Source organism: Sphingobacterium sp. BIGb0116, from assembly GCF_024808035.1.
In the GTDB taxonomy this organism is placed as follows: Bacteria; Bacteroidota; Bacteroidia; order Sphingobacteriales; family Sphingobacteriaceae; genus Sphingobacterium; species Sphingobacterium paramultivorum.
Genome location: NZ_JANUDT010000004.1, coordinates 423,402 through 439,781 on the forward strand (window position 1 = coordinate 423,402; position 16,380 = coordinate 439,781).

Consider the following 16,380-nt stretch of genomic DNA (forward strand, 5'->3'; position numbering starts at 1 on the left):
ATACGGACCTTATAGGGACCTCATTCGGATAAAAGCGTCTAAAGTCCGATTTAATTCCCAATGAAGTCCCAATAAAATCAGTATTATCTCAGAAGGTGTCCTCCATTTATCCTCTCTTTTAATGGCAAAAGAAAAGGGGACTTTGCATTGCAAAGCCCCCTAACTCAAATAAGATCTACGCTTTAATAATTTAATGACAAGCCCACACCAAAGCCCATATCACTATCATAATGCGTTCTAAAAGCCATATTTTTGGTGATGACATAATTTAGTCCCGCCATATATTCAAGGTCCGAGTTAACCATAAAATCACCACGGATTCTTCTAGCGATCGGAATATCTTCTCGCATCAGCTGCAATCTGACAATACCATCGTGATACACCTCCGCCTGAAAATTGACCAACATGGGTAAAGTATACATAAAACCCAGACTTAAGGCTTTGCGACTATCTTTTTTATTGGCCTGTCCAAAAATATTTTTCTCATGTTCATCCTCCCCCATACGGCGATAACGATAATCAAAACCTACAAATGGCATAAACCATTGCATCTTCCCAAAGTATCTACCCAGGTGGGTTTCCACCTCATAGCCATGCATATCGTTATACCCTAATCGCCATTCGGAACCAAGCTGCCAACGCGCATTCTGAAACATGGCCTGACCGTCATTTCCATTGGTCGCAAAATCATTTTGCGCCATAAAATGGGTCATATTACTTTCCATTTGCAATTCCTTATAGGCTTTGGCTTTGTCTGGAAGATTGGGATTTTTATAATCGTCCACAGCAAACACGCGGTTCATCCCAGCCATCATATGATACAGAATATGGCAATGAAAAAACCAGTCCCCTTCTTCATTTGCTAAGAATTCGATCGTATCCGTTTCCATCGGCATGATATCAACCACATTTTTCAATGGCGCTTTTGATCCTTTTCCATTCAACAGTCTAAAGTCAAAGCCATGCAGATGTATTGGATGACGCATCATCGAATTATTATAGATGGTAATGCGCAATACCTCACCCTTTTTTACAGGTATCTTATCCGTTTCAGAGAGAATTTTATTGTCCATGCTCCATACATAACGACTCATATTTCCCGTAAGCGTAAATTTAAGATCTCGTATCGGCGCTTCTTTAGGCAGTTCCGTCGCCTGGGGAGATTCCAACATCGCATAGTTTAGCGTTACAATATCGCCCAATGCATTAGCATTATAACGATTTGGATCTTCTTCCATCTTCATTTGTCCATGATCCATACCGCTATGTTTACTGTGATCTTCCTTTTTCTTTCCATCACCTGTAATTTCGGGATACATCACCACATTCATATCCATCTGATTCAAGCTCATCTTCATGCCCATATCATTAAGGTCCCCATTCATCTTCATCATATCGTTCATCATCTTCATGCCTTCAAAATATTTAAGGCGGGGAAGTGGAGAAATCAACTGTTTGATGCCATTTCCGACAAAATAACTCGCAGATTGCGTTCGATCTTCTGTTGTTGCCATAAATTCGTAAGCTGTACCTTCATTTGGGATTGTTACAACGACATCATAAGTCTCCGATACGGCAATCATTAATCGATCGACCTCCACCGGTACCACATCATTCCCATCATTGGCAACAACGGTAATTTTGCCACCTGCATAGCGCAGCCAAAAATAAGACGAAGCACCGCCATTGGAAATTCGTAAACGCACTTTATCTCCTGCTTTCAAAGCTTTACCATTCACCGATTTTAAATCCGTGGAATGAGCCCCGTTCATCAAGACCTTATCATAATACACATCACTGACATCCATTGCCAGCTGACGTTTCCATTCATTCGTAACTTTCGTCTTAAACTTCCCTTCTTTAATAGCTTCAACGTACGATTGTGTAGCCCCTTTTTTTATCGCGGCCCAATCGTTGGCCGTGTGTAACATCCGCTGAATGTTATTGGGGTTATAATTTGTCCATTCACTCAATATGACCGGAATCGTGGGTAAATCATCAATTCCTTTCCGGAAAGTCTTATCATCTGCTCGCTTGTTGAGAATAAGACTACCATACATACCGATCTGTTCCTGCAGGCCGGAATGCGAATGATACCAGTGTGTACCGTGCTGGATTATCGGAAAACGATAGGTATAAGTCGAATTCGGCTTTATAGGTTCCTGCGTCAGGTGTGGCACACCGTCTTCTTTGTTCGGCAGAAAAATACCATGCCAATGTAGCGACGTACTCTCCTTTAACTCATTGTGAACAACAATTTCCGCCGTATCTCCTTCAGTAAAAGTCAGGGTAGGCATCGGAATCTGTCCGTTTACAGCGATTGCCCGTTTTGATTTGCCGGCATAATTGACAATGGTATCCCGTACATAAAGGTCATGACGAACCACTTTCTGGGCCAGCACTGTCAGTTGTGTCATCAATAGTAAAACAACCGTTAATATATTACTCTTTTTACGCATGTTCATTCATTTAATTGATTAGTATTCCATTTCCCATCGGTCCTACGCCATATTGGTAGACCAGTCTAGCCCCGTGATGTCCTGTGATAAATTGTGTCACCGATAAACTTATCAACAAAATCAATATCAAATAGTTTATCCAAGCACCTGTATCTTTCCGCAAACCAACAAAATGCAGGACTGTTGTACTACTTGCAAGCCAAAAGCTGATCCAGGCAAAACGTTGATGGATCTCAAAAACCGCAAAGGCTCCTTCATCGGCATCGCCTGAAATATGGGTTGCGGTCTGAATTGCAGCAAGCGCTCCAAGTGTTCCCAATAACAACAATCCAAAAGTCAGTACAGTGAAAGGACGTCGATGTTTTTTTAACAATAAGGCACCAATATGACTGATCAACGCCATCAACAAGAGTACAATCGGAAAATGCACCAATAGCGGATGTAAACTGGGCAGTCCTTCGAATAAGCTTTTCATTGTTTTAATGTATTGTTTCTACGATAGATCCACAGGTGGGCATTGATTGACCTAGATAAGGATTTTCAATTTTCTTTTGTGTGCTCAACCAATTGGCTTCTTTTCCATCACGATACATAGGGCAGTGTTGATAATAGACCGTAATTTCAGGTTTGACAGATTTCATCAACACATACATATTTTTGGAAAGGGTCACAAAGTGCTCCCGCTGATGTTCATTTTCCTTAATTCCAGCGATATGTTCTGTATCGAAAGCCAATTTTCGTTGATATTCCTTCCAAAGTTTTCCTTGAACAGCATCCAATTGTTCGCTATTAACTTTTTCAATGGCAGCCTGGATTCCTTTCGCAGCTGCCTGTGCAGCCGCTCCATTATCCTTAACCAATGCATCTTTCAGTTCGAAATAGGCACTGTATAAGCCTGCAAAAGGATTACTTGCTGTTTTTAGATTAACTTTCTCAGTGGATGATTCTATTTTTGCAGCGGTATTACTTACGCCGGCCGCCTCTTCTTTAGTCAAAGCGGTATCGCCTTTGCCATTGTCTACAGCTATCGTCGCGGTATCCTCGGCAACAGCGACCATATGATCTGCATGTGTATTTTTCGATGTTGAATTGTTGCATGCAACGAATATCAAAGCCGTCGCCACAATTGGCATAAACTTTTTCATAATTAAGTGTATTTATAGGTTTAGATTTTTAATGTAATTTCGATAGTTTGCTTCGTTTTCAAAATAGGAAACTTCACCCTGATCGCCGGTAATTGCGATGGAAGCCGTCGCCTTATCTACTTCTCTTTTTGAAAAAGGATCGATGGCTACACGTACCACAGCTTCTTGGGGTATGCGCTTTTTACACATTTCACAGCAGCCATAATAATCCTTACCCTCGTGTCTGACCAGCAATTGTTTTTTCCCCATAAAAGCATCATTCACCATGCAAACTTGTGCTGTAGGCACAAGATCGCCCACCTTGTATTGAACGGACTGTACAGGCAAATTGATAGCAGGATCAGTCGAAACTATTCGATCTTCAGCTTTGGTATTCGTTTGTGAACCACTACAGGCCGTTAAAGACAACACAACAACCGATAGGATAGCTAGGAAATAATTCATAACGCAGCCGATTAGTTTAACGTTTCTACTGTACTTCCACAACTGATCATTTGTGCACCAAAGAATGGGTTTTTCACGGCATTCTCCTTACTTAACCAATGCGCTCCCTTGCCTTCATTAAACATGGGGCAATGCTGATAATAAATAGGTCCATCCACTTTACTCACCTTCAGAAGCTCATACAACGTATTTGAAAGAGATGCAAAAGCCACACGTTGCTTAGCCACATCTTTATTTTTAGTTATACCTGCCGCATCGGTTGCCAGCTTATTCATAACCTTCATCCATACGGTATGTTCATCATGGCTAAGTTTATTCATATCGACAGCTTTGATTGCTGCTTGAAATGCCTCTGCCTGAGCTGCAGCCGCCACCGCATCTGTCTTCACCAAAGCATCCTTTACGCAAAATAAGGATTTGTCAACAGCGCAAACGCGGTCTTTTCATCGGCTGATTTTGTATTCGCCGAAGGTTGAATTGTTGTTTGTACGCCCTGGCCATGGTTCGTATGATCAACCTGATGTTCAGTACCATTTTTTAATGCGGGTTTTAAGATTCGTTCATATTGTTCAGCTTTTGCCAATTGAATATAAGCATCATCTGGAGCCAGAAATTTTTCATTGTCGAACCCCGCCAATGCAATACGCTTAAGGACCTCATCCGCGCTTGTTTTTGAAGAGTCGTAGGTAACAACTGCTAGCTTGGTTGTCTGATTCCAGTCAACTTTAGCAAATTGTCCGTCCTTGCCTTCTTTTTCAATGATCGTTTTAACAGCCGGAGTATTTCCAAAAATCTTTACAGTAGCTGTCTTTGCATTTTTAATTTGTGCATGTGTATGTTGGGTGGATAGTAATACAGGGATTACCAAACCAAGTAATGAAATTAATCTCATGATTATGATATGTAGTATATAAAAGAATACTGACGAAAAAACCCTTCTACAGCGATTTACTGTATTTGCGTATTGAATCCGATAGATTCAAAGGGATTTTCATAAGCTAAATAAACAGGGTTTTGGATAGAGAAACCGATCCAAAAAGACATAGCATAGGCTATCAGTCTAACATTAAGCGATCTGAGGAGGTTGCCAAATGGAAAAATAGGCATCTGCGCAATAAGGTTGTTTATAACGCGCATAAGCGTTTAATGCATCAGCATGTAAGGGTAAAATAAGCTGAGCTTCGATCACTGAAACAATAGGATTACATTGCAGGGAGGTGCGGCATGATTTTTCGCCACAATGTTTACCACAGTCATCCCCATGGTGATCAGATTGTGGCGATTCAGCTCTTTCATCTTTACAACAATCTTCTGTTCCGACGTCTTTTATATGTTGTCTTTCATCAAGACAACAGGATTTTTCTTCCTGTTTTGGCTTTTCGGACGGTTCGTGGCAGGCAAATAACCTATTTGGTGCTAAAAAAAGCCCCAGCATACAGATTACAAATACGATATTGCGTTTTGCCCACATAACGGATTAAATTTGAAAAGTAGAGATGTGCTACTTTGGAGGTAAATTTCGGTAGAATTTACGAATGTACAATTGTAATATTTCTTATTTTGTTTATAATATTTTGATTTGATGTATTTCCGATTCTCGGCCTGACCACATAAAAACTATTTTTCGAGTCCTTTGATCCAGTTAAGCATCAATAGGCAACCGGGTGCATACACTCCTCCATGATCAAAACCCTGCAGTTGGTACAACGAGGTTTTGGTATGCCCAACCTGTTTTAAGATCGCTGCCAAATGTGCGTTTTCCTCAAACCGTGCGGCCATTTCCAATTGTTGATCGCCGGTGATCAGGAGAATTGGCGGTGCATCCTTCCGGGCAAAAGAAAGTGGTGCAAACTGGTCAATCTGGGGGATCACCATAGATTGACCACGTTCCTTTTTAATTGTATAATGCGTATTTGTTTGCCCACTAATCGGCGCCAGCCCTTTTATATTATTTGCATCAACACCAAATTTTTGAAGGTAATGTTTATCCAAACCAACCATTAAAGCCAGGTATCCGCCTGCAGAATGCCCCGACACATAAATTTTTGAGGGGTCTCCACCATAGCTGGCAATATGTGAAAATGTCCATGCAACAGCCTCAGCAGCATCTTCAATATAGCTCGGCGATTTCGCTTTGGGGCTTAGCCGATAATTTACCGCTACAACCGCTACACCTTTCTCTTTAAGTTCAAGTGGAATAAATTTATTTCCCTCCTCTAGTCCACCTCCATGAAACCATACGATGGTAGCAAAATTTTTACGATCAGTCGGGATATAGATATCCAATTTACAACGTTCTTTCTTATAAGAATCTGGTTCATCAGGTTTACAATAGGCAACGTCGGTTGTCGTTTTATATTGCTGCGCAAAAATCAAACTCGGTGAAAACAGAAAAAAGAAGATAACAAGCAATTTGGAGGACATATAAATCGTATTTAAGTGTTAAATAGCTTAAAGTTAACAAAACTCAATCAAAACTATTTGGTTGAGCTAAAATAAGTTTCAACTTTACACTTTTTATTTTATATTGATAATTATCTGGCGATAGATATAACAAAACCCAAATTTTCCTGTTATTAACTTAGAAAACATCATACATTATATGGAACAGATAAAGATTGAAACCCATATCAACGTACGCGTAGAAACGATCTGGAATGCGTATAACTCAGCCGAAGATATCATGCAATGGAACCATGCTTCAGATGATTGGCACTGTACAAGCTCAATCAATGATTTACGCATTGGCGGAAAGTTCAAAAACCGCATGGAGGCAAAAGATGGATCCATGGGCTTCGATTTTGAAGGCAGCTATACCGCGCTTGACCCCTTTAAAAAAATAGCCTATGTTATGCCTGATGGCCGTCATGTTGAAGTCAACTTCAATGCAAAAAAGTCTGCTACGGATATCACGATAATTTTTGATGCAGAAACGGAAAATCCAATTGATATGCAACGTAATGGATGGCAAGCCATGCTCGAAAATTTTAGATCCTACGTTGAAAACACCTATGCAACGACACAACTCGGGTAATCGTATGAATGATGAACGAACTTAGCTTGTCTTTTCATGCAATCATCTTTTAAATAAAGGATATGCTTAGGATTCTTAAAAGTATAGTTATATTTAGCCACTAATTTATCTTCCCTTCTCCATTAAAAGCGGGGAACGATACCAACAAAATGCGATAAAAAGATTACATATGACAATAATTAACAATTATGAAGAGTATAAAGCCTTTGAAGGAAAATCATTAGGCGAATCCCAATGGCATGTTATTGATCAAAAACAAATTAATCAATTTGCGGATGCAACACTTGATCACCAATGGATTCATTTAGATAGCGAAAAGGCCAAAACGGATAGTCCTTTCAAATCAACTATTGCCCATGGCTATCTGACCTTGTCTCTCATTCCTTATTTATGGAAACAAATTGCTGAAGTAAGAAATGTCAAAATGGAAATCAATTATGGGATTGAAAACCTACGTTTTGCACAACCCGTTTTGGTTGACAATGCTGTACAGCTACATACACAAGTAAAATCGGTGGTCAATTTGAGAGGGGTTGTTAAAGTTACCATTGAAGCTACATTGAAAATCAAAGACAGTGCAAAACCGGCTTACGTGGGTGATGTTATCTTTTTATATCATTTCAATTAATTCCAACATTAGACTATAGGCCATTAGCGAATTCTTATACATGCGCAATAGCTTTCAAATAAAACTTATTACAAATCATAAGGATTATCCTTATGATTTGTTGCTTTTAGCAGACGAAACCATTCATGCAATCGACAAATACCTCTATGAATCGATGGTTTATGTTGTCTATGAAACGGAAAAACCTATCGCTGTTTTCTGTTTATATCCGGTCAATACGGATACATTAGAAATTAAAAACATCGCCGTATCAACAGAGTTTCAAAGTATGGGGCTCGGAAGTCAACTGCTTGATTTTATCAAGGAGAACTACCAGCAATACCCGAACCTGATTGTAGGTACTGCAGATTGTGGTCTGGCTCAAATTCGTTTTTATGAACGAAATGGCTTTGTTAAATACGCCATCCGTAAAGATTTTTTCATCGAAAATTATGAGCTGCCTATTTATGAAAATGGTCAGCTGTTGAAAGATATGATTATGCTGAAGTATACGTTAAATGCTTAAAGACAAAAATAGATATAGACAAGTACCGGTATTGATAATCCCAACCACAGCACTACCCCCTGTAGTATTGCTTTAAAACCTACTGCCAACAAAACCTCCCTAGACAAGCTTGCTCCAATTAAAAACAAAGTTAAGGTAAGCCCCATCTTTGAAATATGGACGACATAGCCTCCTATATGCTGAAAAAAAGGGATATAACTTGTTAAGATAACCGCCAATACAAATAGACCAATAAAATAGGGTATTTTAATGCTCGTCCCTTTGGTCTTGAATGCTACAGCACTTAAACAGGCGATCGGAATAATCCATAAAGCTCTAGTTAATTTTACGGTTGTCGCGACCTGTAGTGCTTCATTACCATACTTACTCGCTGCACCAACGACAGAACTGGTATCCTGTATAGCAACAGCACACCATAAGCCAAATTGCGTCTGGCTGAGATCAAGCAAATGACCGACAACAGGAAATACAAATAAAGCAATGGCATTCAGTACAAATATGGTCCCTAGCGCCACACTGACTTGCTTCTCATTGGCTTTTATCGTCGGTGAAACCGCCGCAATGGCACTTCCACCACAAATGGCAGTGCCGACAGAAATCAAATAAGCGGTTACCTTTTCCAACTTGAGTAACCTACCCAATAGATAGCCCAATGATAATGTTCCGAGAATAGAAATAACTGTTAACACAAACCCTTGCTTACCCGTTTGGATAGCCGTATCGATATTCATTCCAAAGCCAAGTCCAACAACAGAAATTTGCAACAAAATCTGTGTCGCCCTGTGATTGACTGCCAGAAAAGGATGACCGATCCATTGTGCTACAATAATGCCCAAAAGTAAGGCAAGCGGAGCTGAAACGAATGGCGTAAGACACAATACAAATAAGAGCATAAAAATGATTTCCCGAACGGAAACTTTTCGATTGAGCAACTGTTTATAACGAATTGTCGTATTTATTTTTTTGTCCATGACAATGATACATTGATTTGGTACAAAATTGAATAACTCTCAATTATTATAAAAGACACAATTATAAATGAGTCATAACAATTGGTTATAACAAACAACTACATTTTAGTCAAAATAGCTAAAGAATACGCTATAAAAACGAAATAATCCTTATGGTAGAACATTAAAATACTACGATAAATGATTATATTTCAAATAGGTTACTAAACAGATGGATTAAACTCGACTTAATAATTATATACCGATGAAACTGACAGCCATTCATCCCAAACTGCCCATGCGCAACAAAACCATCACAAAGGATTTTTATCTACATAAACTTGGATTTTCATTATGTGGCACTGCCGACTATGAAGGGTATCTGATGTTGAAGAAAGATGATATTGAAATTCATTTTTTTGAATTCCAAGAACTTCCACCCGAAGAAAATTATGGTATGGTTTATATACGCACAGACGATATTGATTGTCTGTATGAATCTTTTAAAGAAAATAACGTTGAGATTCATCCCAATGGTAAACTTGAGATTAAGCCTTGGGGTCAGCGTGAGTTTTCGATTTTAGATCCCGACAGCAATCTACTAACCTTTGGCGCCGATGCTTAAACATTGAAAAGCCCACTAAAGATTGCTAAAAATAAGCGAAGATCCGTAGTGGGCTTGGTATTGTTCGTATGGGTTCTTAGCCGAAAAGGTCAGAACTCAAATAACGATCACCTCGGTCACAGGCAATAAAGACAATAAGGCCTGCTTCGATTTCATTTGCAATTTTAAGTGCTCCGGCAAAAGCTCCGCCGGTACTCATTCCGGCAAAAACACCTTCGCGCTTGACAAGCTCCCGCGCAAACTCGGTTGCTTCCTGTTGGGATATATCGATGACACGATCTACCCTGCTCGGATCAAAAATCTTGGGCAGATACGCTTCGGGCCAACGCCGTATACCTGGTATCGAGGATTCCGGAGTAGGCTGGCAACCTACAATCTGAATAGCTGCATTTTTCTCCTTCAGATAGATGGAGTTTCCCATAATTGTACCTGTAGTGCCCATAGCGCTTACAAAATGTGTAATCTTTCCTTCGGTATCACGCCAGATCTCAGGTCCCGTTGTCTTAATATGTGCTTCGTAATTATCCGGATTTGCAAATTGATTCAATATAAAATAACCTTCTTTTTCGGCCTTTTCTTCTGCATAATCGCGGCATATTTCCATGGATTCCAATAAGGTGACTTTAGCGCCATAAGCCTCCATCGTAAGTGTTCGCTCCCGTGTTGAAGAAGCCGGCATTACAAGCTCAAGGTTAAGTCCATATATACCTGCAATCATAGCCAATGCGATTCCGGTATTTCCACTCGTTGCCTCAATCAATTTGCTATCTTTTGTAATGTCACCGCGTTCCATCGCCGAGCGAATCATATTTAGTGCCGCACGATCTTTCACTGAACCAGCAGGATTATTCCCCTCCATTTTCGCAAATATCCGCACCTTGGGATTTGTATGAAATTGTGTTATCTCGACTAAAGGCGTATTTCCTATGGTATCTATGATATTTCCCATGGTATCTATATTATTGGTTTCGAATCTATAAATTTTGAGGTGGCCTGATGATATACGGTGGTGTAAGGCTCTACAGAACTTGTCAACCAAACATTCCCGCCAATGACCGAATGATGGCCGATGTGTGTTTCACCGCCGAGGATGGTGGCCCCTGAATAGATAATGACATGATCACCGATTGTCGGGTGGCGTTTTACATTGGAAAACACCTTATCAACACTCAGCGCGCCCAAGGTTACACCCTGATAAAGCTTCACGTAATTACCAATGGTGCAGGTTTCACCGATGACTAATCCGGTGCCATGATCAATATGCAGATGATGGCCTATCGTTGCTCCGGGATGGATATCAATACCTGTTTTGGAATGGGCATGTTCCGTCAATATACGCGGTATCAAAGGAACACCCAAGCGATGCAGTTCATTGGCCATCCGGAAGATACAGATGGCAAAGAAACCGGGATAAGTACGTACGACTTCTCTTTTATTCTGTGCTGCTGGATCCCCATCCATCAAGGCATCCGCATCCCAGCACATCAATTCATAAAGCTGTGGAATCCGTTCAAAAAATTTGTGCGCTACTTCCGAATGATTACAACTTTGACAAGCTTTGGATTTGCTCAAGAGCTGCTCGAGCTCCAATTCAAATTGTTCAAAAGCGAGCTTCACATCATCGACCGATTTCATCTCGCTAGAATTTCGTTCGGGGAAGAGCACATCCACAATTCGGATAGCCCAGCCGCAGATCTTCTTGTTAGAAGGCATTTCTAGAACAGCAAGTTGCTGTTCATAGATATGTTGATAAAAATCATGCATCTTCACTAGTTTATTAAAACAAATATACTATACAATATTGATAGATTAAGCCTTATTATCAAAACTTAGCCCCTTTGACCATCACGTATTGTCCCCTGATCAAGGGAGCACATCTTTTAATTTACAGAACCAGACGCTCAAACAGCTCCTTCAATGTTGCTTCGGGGTCCTCACATAATCCGGGATGTGATGCCGAACATTGAATCAGGGTACTCCGCTTTGCGGTCAGCCATCGAAAGCGTTCGGTGATATCCAGTGCAGCAAGTTTGCCGGCATCTTTTTCGCCGTGGCAGATTCGTTGGAAAGATGAAAGATGATTTTCGATCAATTCCAATTCGATATCCCGGCAAAGAGACCGTACCTTCTGTTCATTGACAAGATAAACCATCTTCGCAAAACGATACTTACGACAATAAAGAGCTACGCCTACATTGATAAATTCCTCTCGCTCCACCCGTGGTATCAAACGTACCACAGCATACTCATATACGGTCTTTTCTGGCATCTTCTATTTGTTTTACAAAAATGGATGAATTGGCTATACGCCGTTTCAGGAAAGAAACATACACTTCGCGCGCATCGGCAGCAGAGAGCTCACGTTCGGCATCTTCCAGCCATTCATCGGGTACCACCGCCAATATTCCGCGAAATACCGCCTCCGTAAAAACGGAACGGTATTCCTGATCTATTTTTTCCACCATACTTGCATTTTTGAGCAGTACGTGATCTTTAATCTGAACAAATGGTTTTAGGGATTGTTCTTCCCAATTATCCCAACTGTGATGAAAATATAAAGAAGCGCCGTGATCTATCAACCAAAGTTCTTTATGCCATATCAGCATATTTGTATTCCGCACAGTACGGTCTACATTCATCAAGAGTGAATCCAACCAAACAATTTTCGATGCTTCCTCCGCGCCGATAGCATCGACATTCGCGTCAAATGTGATGGCTCCACTCAGAAAATGAAGTCCCAGGTTTTTGCCCACACTAAATTTGAGCAGATCCTGAATTTCTTCATCGGGTTCTGTACGGCCAAAGGATTCGTCCAACTCCGCAAATACAATTTCGGGAACTCTTAATTTGAGCAATCTTGCTAGCTCTCCACCGATCAATTCCGCGACCAATGCTTTTCGTCCCTGACCTGCCCCTCTAAATTTTATAACATAACTAAAGCCGTCATCGGCATCGACTAATGCGGGTAAAGACCCTCCTTCCCGAAATGGCTGAACATATCGGATGATCTCTACTTCTCTAATAACAGGTTGTTGAAAATCCATGAATTTATATTTTTACTATCTTCAAAGTTGGCAATACACCTTGCAAACTGATCAAACTTATCTAAAGTTACCCATATTTAAACGTTTGGGGATATAGGAAACAAGAAATTCACGCCATGCACTTGCACGATGCTGTTGCCCCTAGCCCCTGCGAACTTTTAATTGTGGTAATATCCAAAATTATTGTTTATATTTTAGCAATAAAGCACAAATTGTACATTCATTTGACCGTTGGAAGTATTATTTTCTAATTATATTTGTAGTGTAATCACAACTTGTCTCATCAAGTTTCTTCAATCAACGATATGGATACCATTCAGGAATATAACAGTGTTATCAAACATTGTCAGGATTTATTTATTAAAAAAACAAAAGATTATGGAACGGCATGGCGGATTATGCGCCTATCTTCCATTACGGATCAGATTTACATTAAAGCACAACGTATACGCACGCTAGAAATCAAAAAGGTTTCCAAAGTAGGCGAAGGAATTGTTGACGAATATATCGGTATTATCAATTACTGTGTCATGGCCATGATTCAGATTGATTTGGGTGAAGATGGTGAAGAAAATTTGGATCCAACCTTTGTAAATCAGAAATATACAGAAAAGGTTACCGAGACCAGAGATCTCATGCTTGCCAAAAACCACGATTACGGTGAGGCATGGCGCGATATGCGTGTTTCTTCCATGACAGATCTGATCTTAATGAAAATACACCGCGTCAAACAAATTGAAGATAATGATGGGCAAACCCTGGTTTCTGAAGGCATCCATGCCAACTATCAAGATATGCTCAATTACGCAGTTTTCGCATTAATTAAATTAGGAATCGCACAACAATAATCGGATTATGACAGTTACACAGCAGCGTACCAAAACAAATTATCTTTTAGGATTTTGCCGGATTTTCACGGGACTTCTTTTCATATTCTCAGGTTTTATTAAAGCAAATGACCCGACAGGGTTTGGCTATAAGCTTCAGGAATACTTTGAGGTCTTTCATCTCACAGCTTTTAATGAATACGCTACTGCCATTGCTGTAGTGATCTGTGGTTTTGAAATTTTGTTAGGAGCACTGTTATTACTGGGTGTCTATGCAAATACCGTTGCCTGGGGCCTGCTACTACTGATTCTATTTTTCACTTTTCTAACCTTCTATTCGGCATTTTTTGAGGTTGTGACCTCTTGTGGCTGTTTTGGGGATGCCATTCCACTTACACCTTGGCAATCATTTTCTAAAGATCTGGTGCTCTTGGCGTTGATCCTTATTATATTTTTTAACCGAAAGCAATTACGATCAATTATCAAAGGATCAGGCAATCAATTCGTTGCTACTGTGATTACAGCGGTTATCTCTTTAGGTATTGGTATCTATACCGTAAACTACCTCCCGTTTATTGATTTCTTACCCTACAAAGTTGGCAACAACTTACCTTCATTAATGGTGCTTCCTGAAGGCAAACAAGGCGATTTGTTTGAGCAAATCTATACCATGAAAAACAAAAAGACGGGTGAAACAAAAAAGGTCAATGACAAGGTCTATATGGCTGACAAGCTATGGGAAGATGAATCGTGGGAAATTATAGGTGAACCTGAGAGTAAATTGGTCAAAAAGGGATATGATATTCCTATTCCTGATCTCTTGATTACGGATGCCGACGGAGCAGACCATACGCAAGAAATCATCGCTAATCCGTATTACAATCTTGTTATCGTTGCAAAGGATCTTTCTTCGACCAACATTGATGCTATCCAAAAGATCAATCAGGCAGCCATCCAATTAACAAAAGATTATAATGGGCTTCGTATTGTTCTATTGACTGCTTCAGCATCCAAAGATGCCCAATACCTGAGTGATAAAATGCAATTAATTGCGGAGATATTCTATGCCGATCTCATTCCTCTGAAAAGCATGGTCAGGGCAAATCCTGGTGTACTCCTCCTAAAAGGAGGCAACGTCGTCGGAAAATGGCACTATAATAATTTTCCGGATGCCAAAACCATTGAAGATAAATTTCTAAGTAAAGACAAATAGTACCTATGCCTAAACCTATATTTTTGATTGGTTATATGGGAAGTGGAAAAACTACCCTGGGTAAAAAACTTGCCACCAAACTCGAACTCCCTTTTATCGACACAGATGAGGAGATCGTAAAACAAATTGGCATGAGCATTACCGAATATTTTAATCAACATGGTGAAGACGCATTCCGGGCATTAGAACGCGAGCAATTGCGTAAATTTTCTGAGAATGCTGCCGTAATATCTACCGGTGGTGGTGCCCCCTGTTTCTTTGACAACATGGAATGGATCAGGGCGAATGGATATGCCATCTATTTACAGATGTCACCCAAAGCACTTTTTGACCGTCTTTCTCAATCTAAACTACACAAAAGGCCCATTCTAATCGGAAAATCACCTGAGGAACTACGGCTATTTATTGAAGAGAAGTTAATCGAAAGAGAACCTTATTATACGCAGGCCCATCTGACAGTCGACCAATTAAATACCAGTGTCGAGGCACTAGCCGATCTGATTAATCAGCACAATAGATAGACAATGAATATACGTATACGCCGCTACTTCCTTTTATTGATCTGCTTTATCGTAAGCAGTTGCTTTCGTAACGGAGCCAATACGGATGGCTTGCCAGTGGGTAAACGTATACAGCTCCAAAATGTGGAGGAATTATATCAGTTTTTGACCTATGACGATAATCGTTATCCATTGGTCAGTTTGCATCGTGGTGGCCCCGCATCTGGATACCCCGAAAATGCAATCGAAACGTTTTCCTATAATGCGAGCTTGCAGCCTGTCCTTGTTGAATGTGATGTTCGCATCAGTAAAGACTCAGCGCTGATATTAATGCATGACAATACGCTAAACCGAACAACCACCGGCAGAGGGCCTGTGAATGCCAGCAGTTTGGCTGAGCTCAAAAAGCTTCGTCTATTGGACAATAACAAAAAGATAACGCCATATAGGATCCCCACGCTGGAAGAAGCACTTTCTTGGGGAAAAGGAAAGGTAATCTTCACCTTAGACATTAAAAATGATGTCCCTTATGAAGCCGTTATCAATGCTATTCGTAAACAAAGGGCAGAATCTAGCGTAGTCATCATCACGTATAGTGCCAACCAGGCGGCCAAAGTTCACAGTCTGGCTAGCGACATCATGGTTTCGGCCTCGGTCAATAATCTGGATGACCTTGCTCGTCTAAATGAAAAAGATATCCCCGACAATCGCTTGTTAGCCTTCGTCGGAACCCGTGAAGCAGACCCAGCATTGACCAAAGTACTACATGACCATGGAATCATGTGCATATTGGGTACACTGGGAAACTTAGACAGACAGGCCGACAAAAAAGGCTTTCAAGTTTATGCCGGATTTATTGATCGCGGTGCAGATATATTAAGTACAGATCGACCTACAGAGGCAGGGCGAGCGCTGAATTTCTACATCAAGAAAAGAGGAATTACTTCGAAATTTATTCAGTAAGATTCCTGGACTTGTGCCTAATTCTATTCGTTTAATGCTTGGA

The 16,380-nt window shown here is 40.4% G+C and carries 21 protein-coding genes; 8 read left to right on the top strand and 13 right to left on the bottom strand.

Going from position 1 to position 16,380, the window contains the following annotated elements; all coding sequences use genetic code 11:
• Positions 1-182: 182 nt before the first annotated feature.
• The 8 genes from M2419_RS12795 to M2419_RS12830 form a co-directional block, all read right to left on the bottom strand.
• Positions 183-2,459, bottom strand: coding sequence for a multicopper oxidase family protein (locus tag M2419_RS12795; RefSeq protein ID WP_153847907.1), 2,277 nt, complete (start codon positions 2,457-2,459; stop codon positions 183-185).
• Between the two features lie 10 nt (positions 2,460-2,469).
• On the bottom strand, positions 2,470-2,934 hold the full coding sequence (locus M2419_RS12800; protein ID WP_259255222.1) for a DUF2231 domain-containing protein: 465 nt from the start codon (positions 2,932-2,934) through the stop codon (positions 2,470-2,472).
• Positions 2,935-2,938: 4 nt separating this feature from the next.
• Positions 2,939-3,604: a DUF3347 domain-containing protein gene (locus tag M2419_RS12805; protein WP_153847905.1), complete on the bottom strand. Its 666-nt coding sequence runs from the start codon at positions 3,602-3,604 to the stop codon at positions 2,939-2,941.
• 12 nt (positions 3,605-3,616) lie between these two features.
• Positions 3,617-4,048 (bottom strand): hypothetical protein, encoded by a 432-nt coding sequence (locus tag M2419_RS12810; RefSeq protein ID WP_159731919.1) that lies wholly within the window; start codon positions 4,046-4,048, stop codon positions 3,617-3,619.
• Positions 4,049-4,059: 11 nt separating this feature from the next.
• A complete protein-coding gene (locus M2419_RS12815; RefSeq protein WP_259255223.1) occupies positions 4,060-4,437 on the bottom strand; it encodes a DUF3347 domain-containing protein in 378 nt (125 codons plus the stop codon).
• An 11-nt stretch (positions 4,438-4,448) separates the two neighbouring features.
• Positions 4,449-4,940, bottom strand: coding sequence for a heavy-metal-associated domain-containing protein (locus M2419_RS12820; RefSeq protein WP_259255224.1), 492 nt, complete (start codon positions 4,938-4,940; stop codon positions 4,449-4,451).
• Between the two features lie 174 nt (positions 4,941-5,114).
• Positions 5,115-5,519, bottom strand: a complete 405-nt coding sequence (locus M2419_RS12825) for a hypothetical protein (RefSeq protein ID WP_153847902.1) — start codon at positions 5,517-5,519, stop codon at positions 5,115-5,117.
• A gap of 146 nt (positions 5,520-5,665) precedes the next feature.
• On the bottom strand, positions 5,666-6,472 hold the full coding sequence (locus M2419_RS12830) for an alpha/beta hydrolase (protein WP_153847901.1): 807 nt from the start codon (positions 6,470-6,472) through the stop codon (positions 5,666-5,668).
• Positions 6,473-6,650: 178 nt separating this feature from the next.
• On the opposite strand from M2419_RS12830, the gene M2419_RS12835 reads away from it, so the two are divergent.
• The 3 genes from M2419_RS12835 (at position 6,651) to M2419_RS12845 (ending at position 8,215) form a co-directional block, all read left to right on the top strand.
• The gene (locus M2419_RS12835; protein WP_259255225.1) at positions 6,651-7,082 is read left to right on the top strand and encodes an SRPBCC domain-containing protein; all 432 of its coding nucleotides are present in this window, start codon (positions 6,651-6,653) and stop codon (positions 7,080-7,082) included.
• A 169-nt stretch (positions 7,083-7,251) separates the two neighbouring features.
• Positions 7,252-7,710: a MaoC family dehydratase gene (locus tag M2419_RS12840; protein ID WP_046673910.1), complete on the top strand. Its 459-nt coding sequence runs from the start codon at positions 7,252-7,254 to the stop codon at positions 7,708-7,710.
• A 40-nt stretch (positions 7,711-7,750) separates the two neighbouring features.
• A complete protein-coding gene (locus M2419_RS12845; RefSeq protein WP_153847899.1) occupies positions 7,751-8,215 on the top strand; it encodes a GNAT family N-acetyltransferase in 465 nt (154 codons plus the stop codon).
• Here M2419_RS12845 and M2419_RS12850 read toward each other — a convergent pair.
• On the bottom strand, positions 8,212-9,186 hold the full coding sequence (locus tag M2419_RS12850) for a YeiH family protein (protein WP_182330028.1): 975 nt from the start codon (positions 9,184-9,186) through the stop codon (positions 8,212-8,214). The genes M2419_RS12845 and M2419_RS12850 overlap by 4 nt on opposite strands.
• 244 nt (positions 9,187-9,430) lie before the next feature.
• Between M2419_RS12850 and M2419_RS12855 the strand changes: the two genes are divergently transcribed.
• On the top strand, positions 9,431-9,790 hold the full coding sequence (locus M2419_RS12855; RefSeq protein ID WP_153847897.1) for a VOC family protein: 360 nt from the start codon (positions 9,431-9,433) through the stop codon (positions 9,788-9,790).
• A 76-nt stretch (positions 9,791-9,866) separates the two neighbouring features.
• Here M2419_RS12855 and cysM read toward each other — a convergent pair whose 3' ends face one another.
• The 4 genes from cysM to M2419_RS12875 all read right to left on the bottom strand — a co-directional run bounded on the left by cysM (position 9,867) and on the right by M2419_RS12875 (position 12,834).
• A complete protein-coding gene (gene cysM / locus M2419_RS12860) occupies positions 9,867-10,739 on the bottom strand; it encodes a cysteine synthase CysM (protein WP_153847896.1) in 873 nt (290 codons plus the stop codon).
• 5 nt (positions 10,740-10,744) lie between these two features.
• Positions 10,745-11,554: a serine O-acetyltransferase gene (locus M2419_RS12865; protein WP_075991214.1), complete on the bottom strand. Its 810-nt coding sequence runs from the start codon at positions 11,552-11,554 to the stop codon at positions 10,745-10,747.
• A gap of 121 nt (positions 11,555-11,675) precedes the next feature.
• Positions 11,676-12,059: a DUF3037 domain-containing protein gene (locus M2419_RS12870; protein ID WP_153847895.1), complete on the bottom strand. Its 384-nt coding sequence runs from the start codon at positions 12,057-12,059 to the stop codon at positions 11,676-11,678.
• Positions 12,037-12,834: a HipA family kinase gene (locus M2419_RS12875; RefSeq protein WP_153847894.1), complete on the bottom strand. Its 798-nt coding sequence runs from the start codon at positions 12,832-12,834 to the stop codon at positions 12,037-12,039. The genes M2419_RS12870 and M2419_RS12875 overlap by 23 nt, the downstream gene beginning before the upstream one ends.
• Before the next feature lie 305 nt (positions 12,835-13,139).
• Between M2419_RS12875 and M2419_RS12880 the strand changes: the two genes are divergently transcribed.
• Genes M2419_RS12880 through M2419_RS12895 form a run of 4 tightly spaced genes read left to right on the top strand, consistent with a single transcriptional unit; the run spans position 13,140 to position 16,337 of the window.
• On the top strand, positions 13,140-13,682 hold the full coding sequence (locus tag M2419_RS12880) for a DUF1599 domain-containing protein (RefSeq protein WP_088163452.1): 543 nt from the start codon (positions 13,140-13,142) through the stop codon (positions 13,680-13,682).
• Positions 13,683-13,689: 7 nt separating this feature from the next.
• Positions 13,690-14,874, top strand: coding sequence for a BT_3928 family protein (locus M2419_RS12885; protein ID WP_153847893.1), 1,185 nt, complete (start codon positions 13,690-13,692; stop codon positions 14,872-14,874).
• Positions 14,875-14,879: 5 nt separating this feature from the next.
• On the top strand, positions 14,880-15,395 hold the full coding sequence (locus tag M2419_RS12890; RefSeq protein ID WP_153847892.1) for a shikimate kinase: 516 nt from the start codon (positions 14,880-14,882) through the stop codon (positions 15,393-15,395).
• 3 nt (positions 15,396-15,398) lie between these two features.
• Positions 15,399-16,337 (top strand): glycerophosphodiester phosphodiesterase family protein, encoded by a 939-nt coding sequence (locus tag M2419_RS12895; protein WP_153847891.1) that lies wholly within the window; start codon positions 15,399-15,401, stop codon positions 16,335-16,337.
• Positions 16,338-16,380 lie beyond the last annotated feature (43 nt).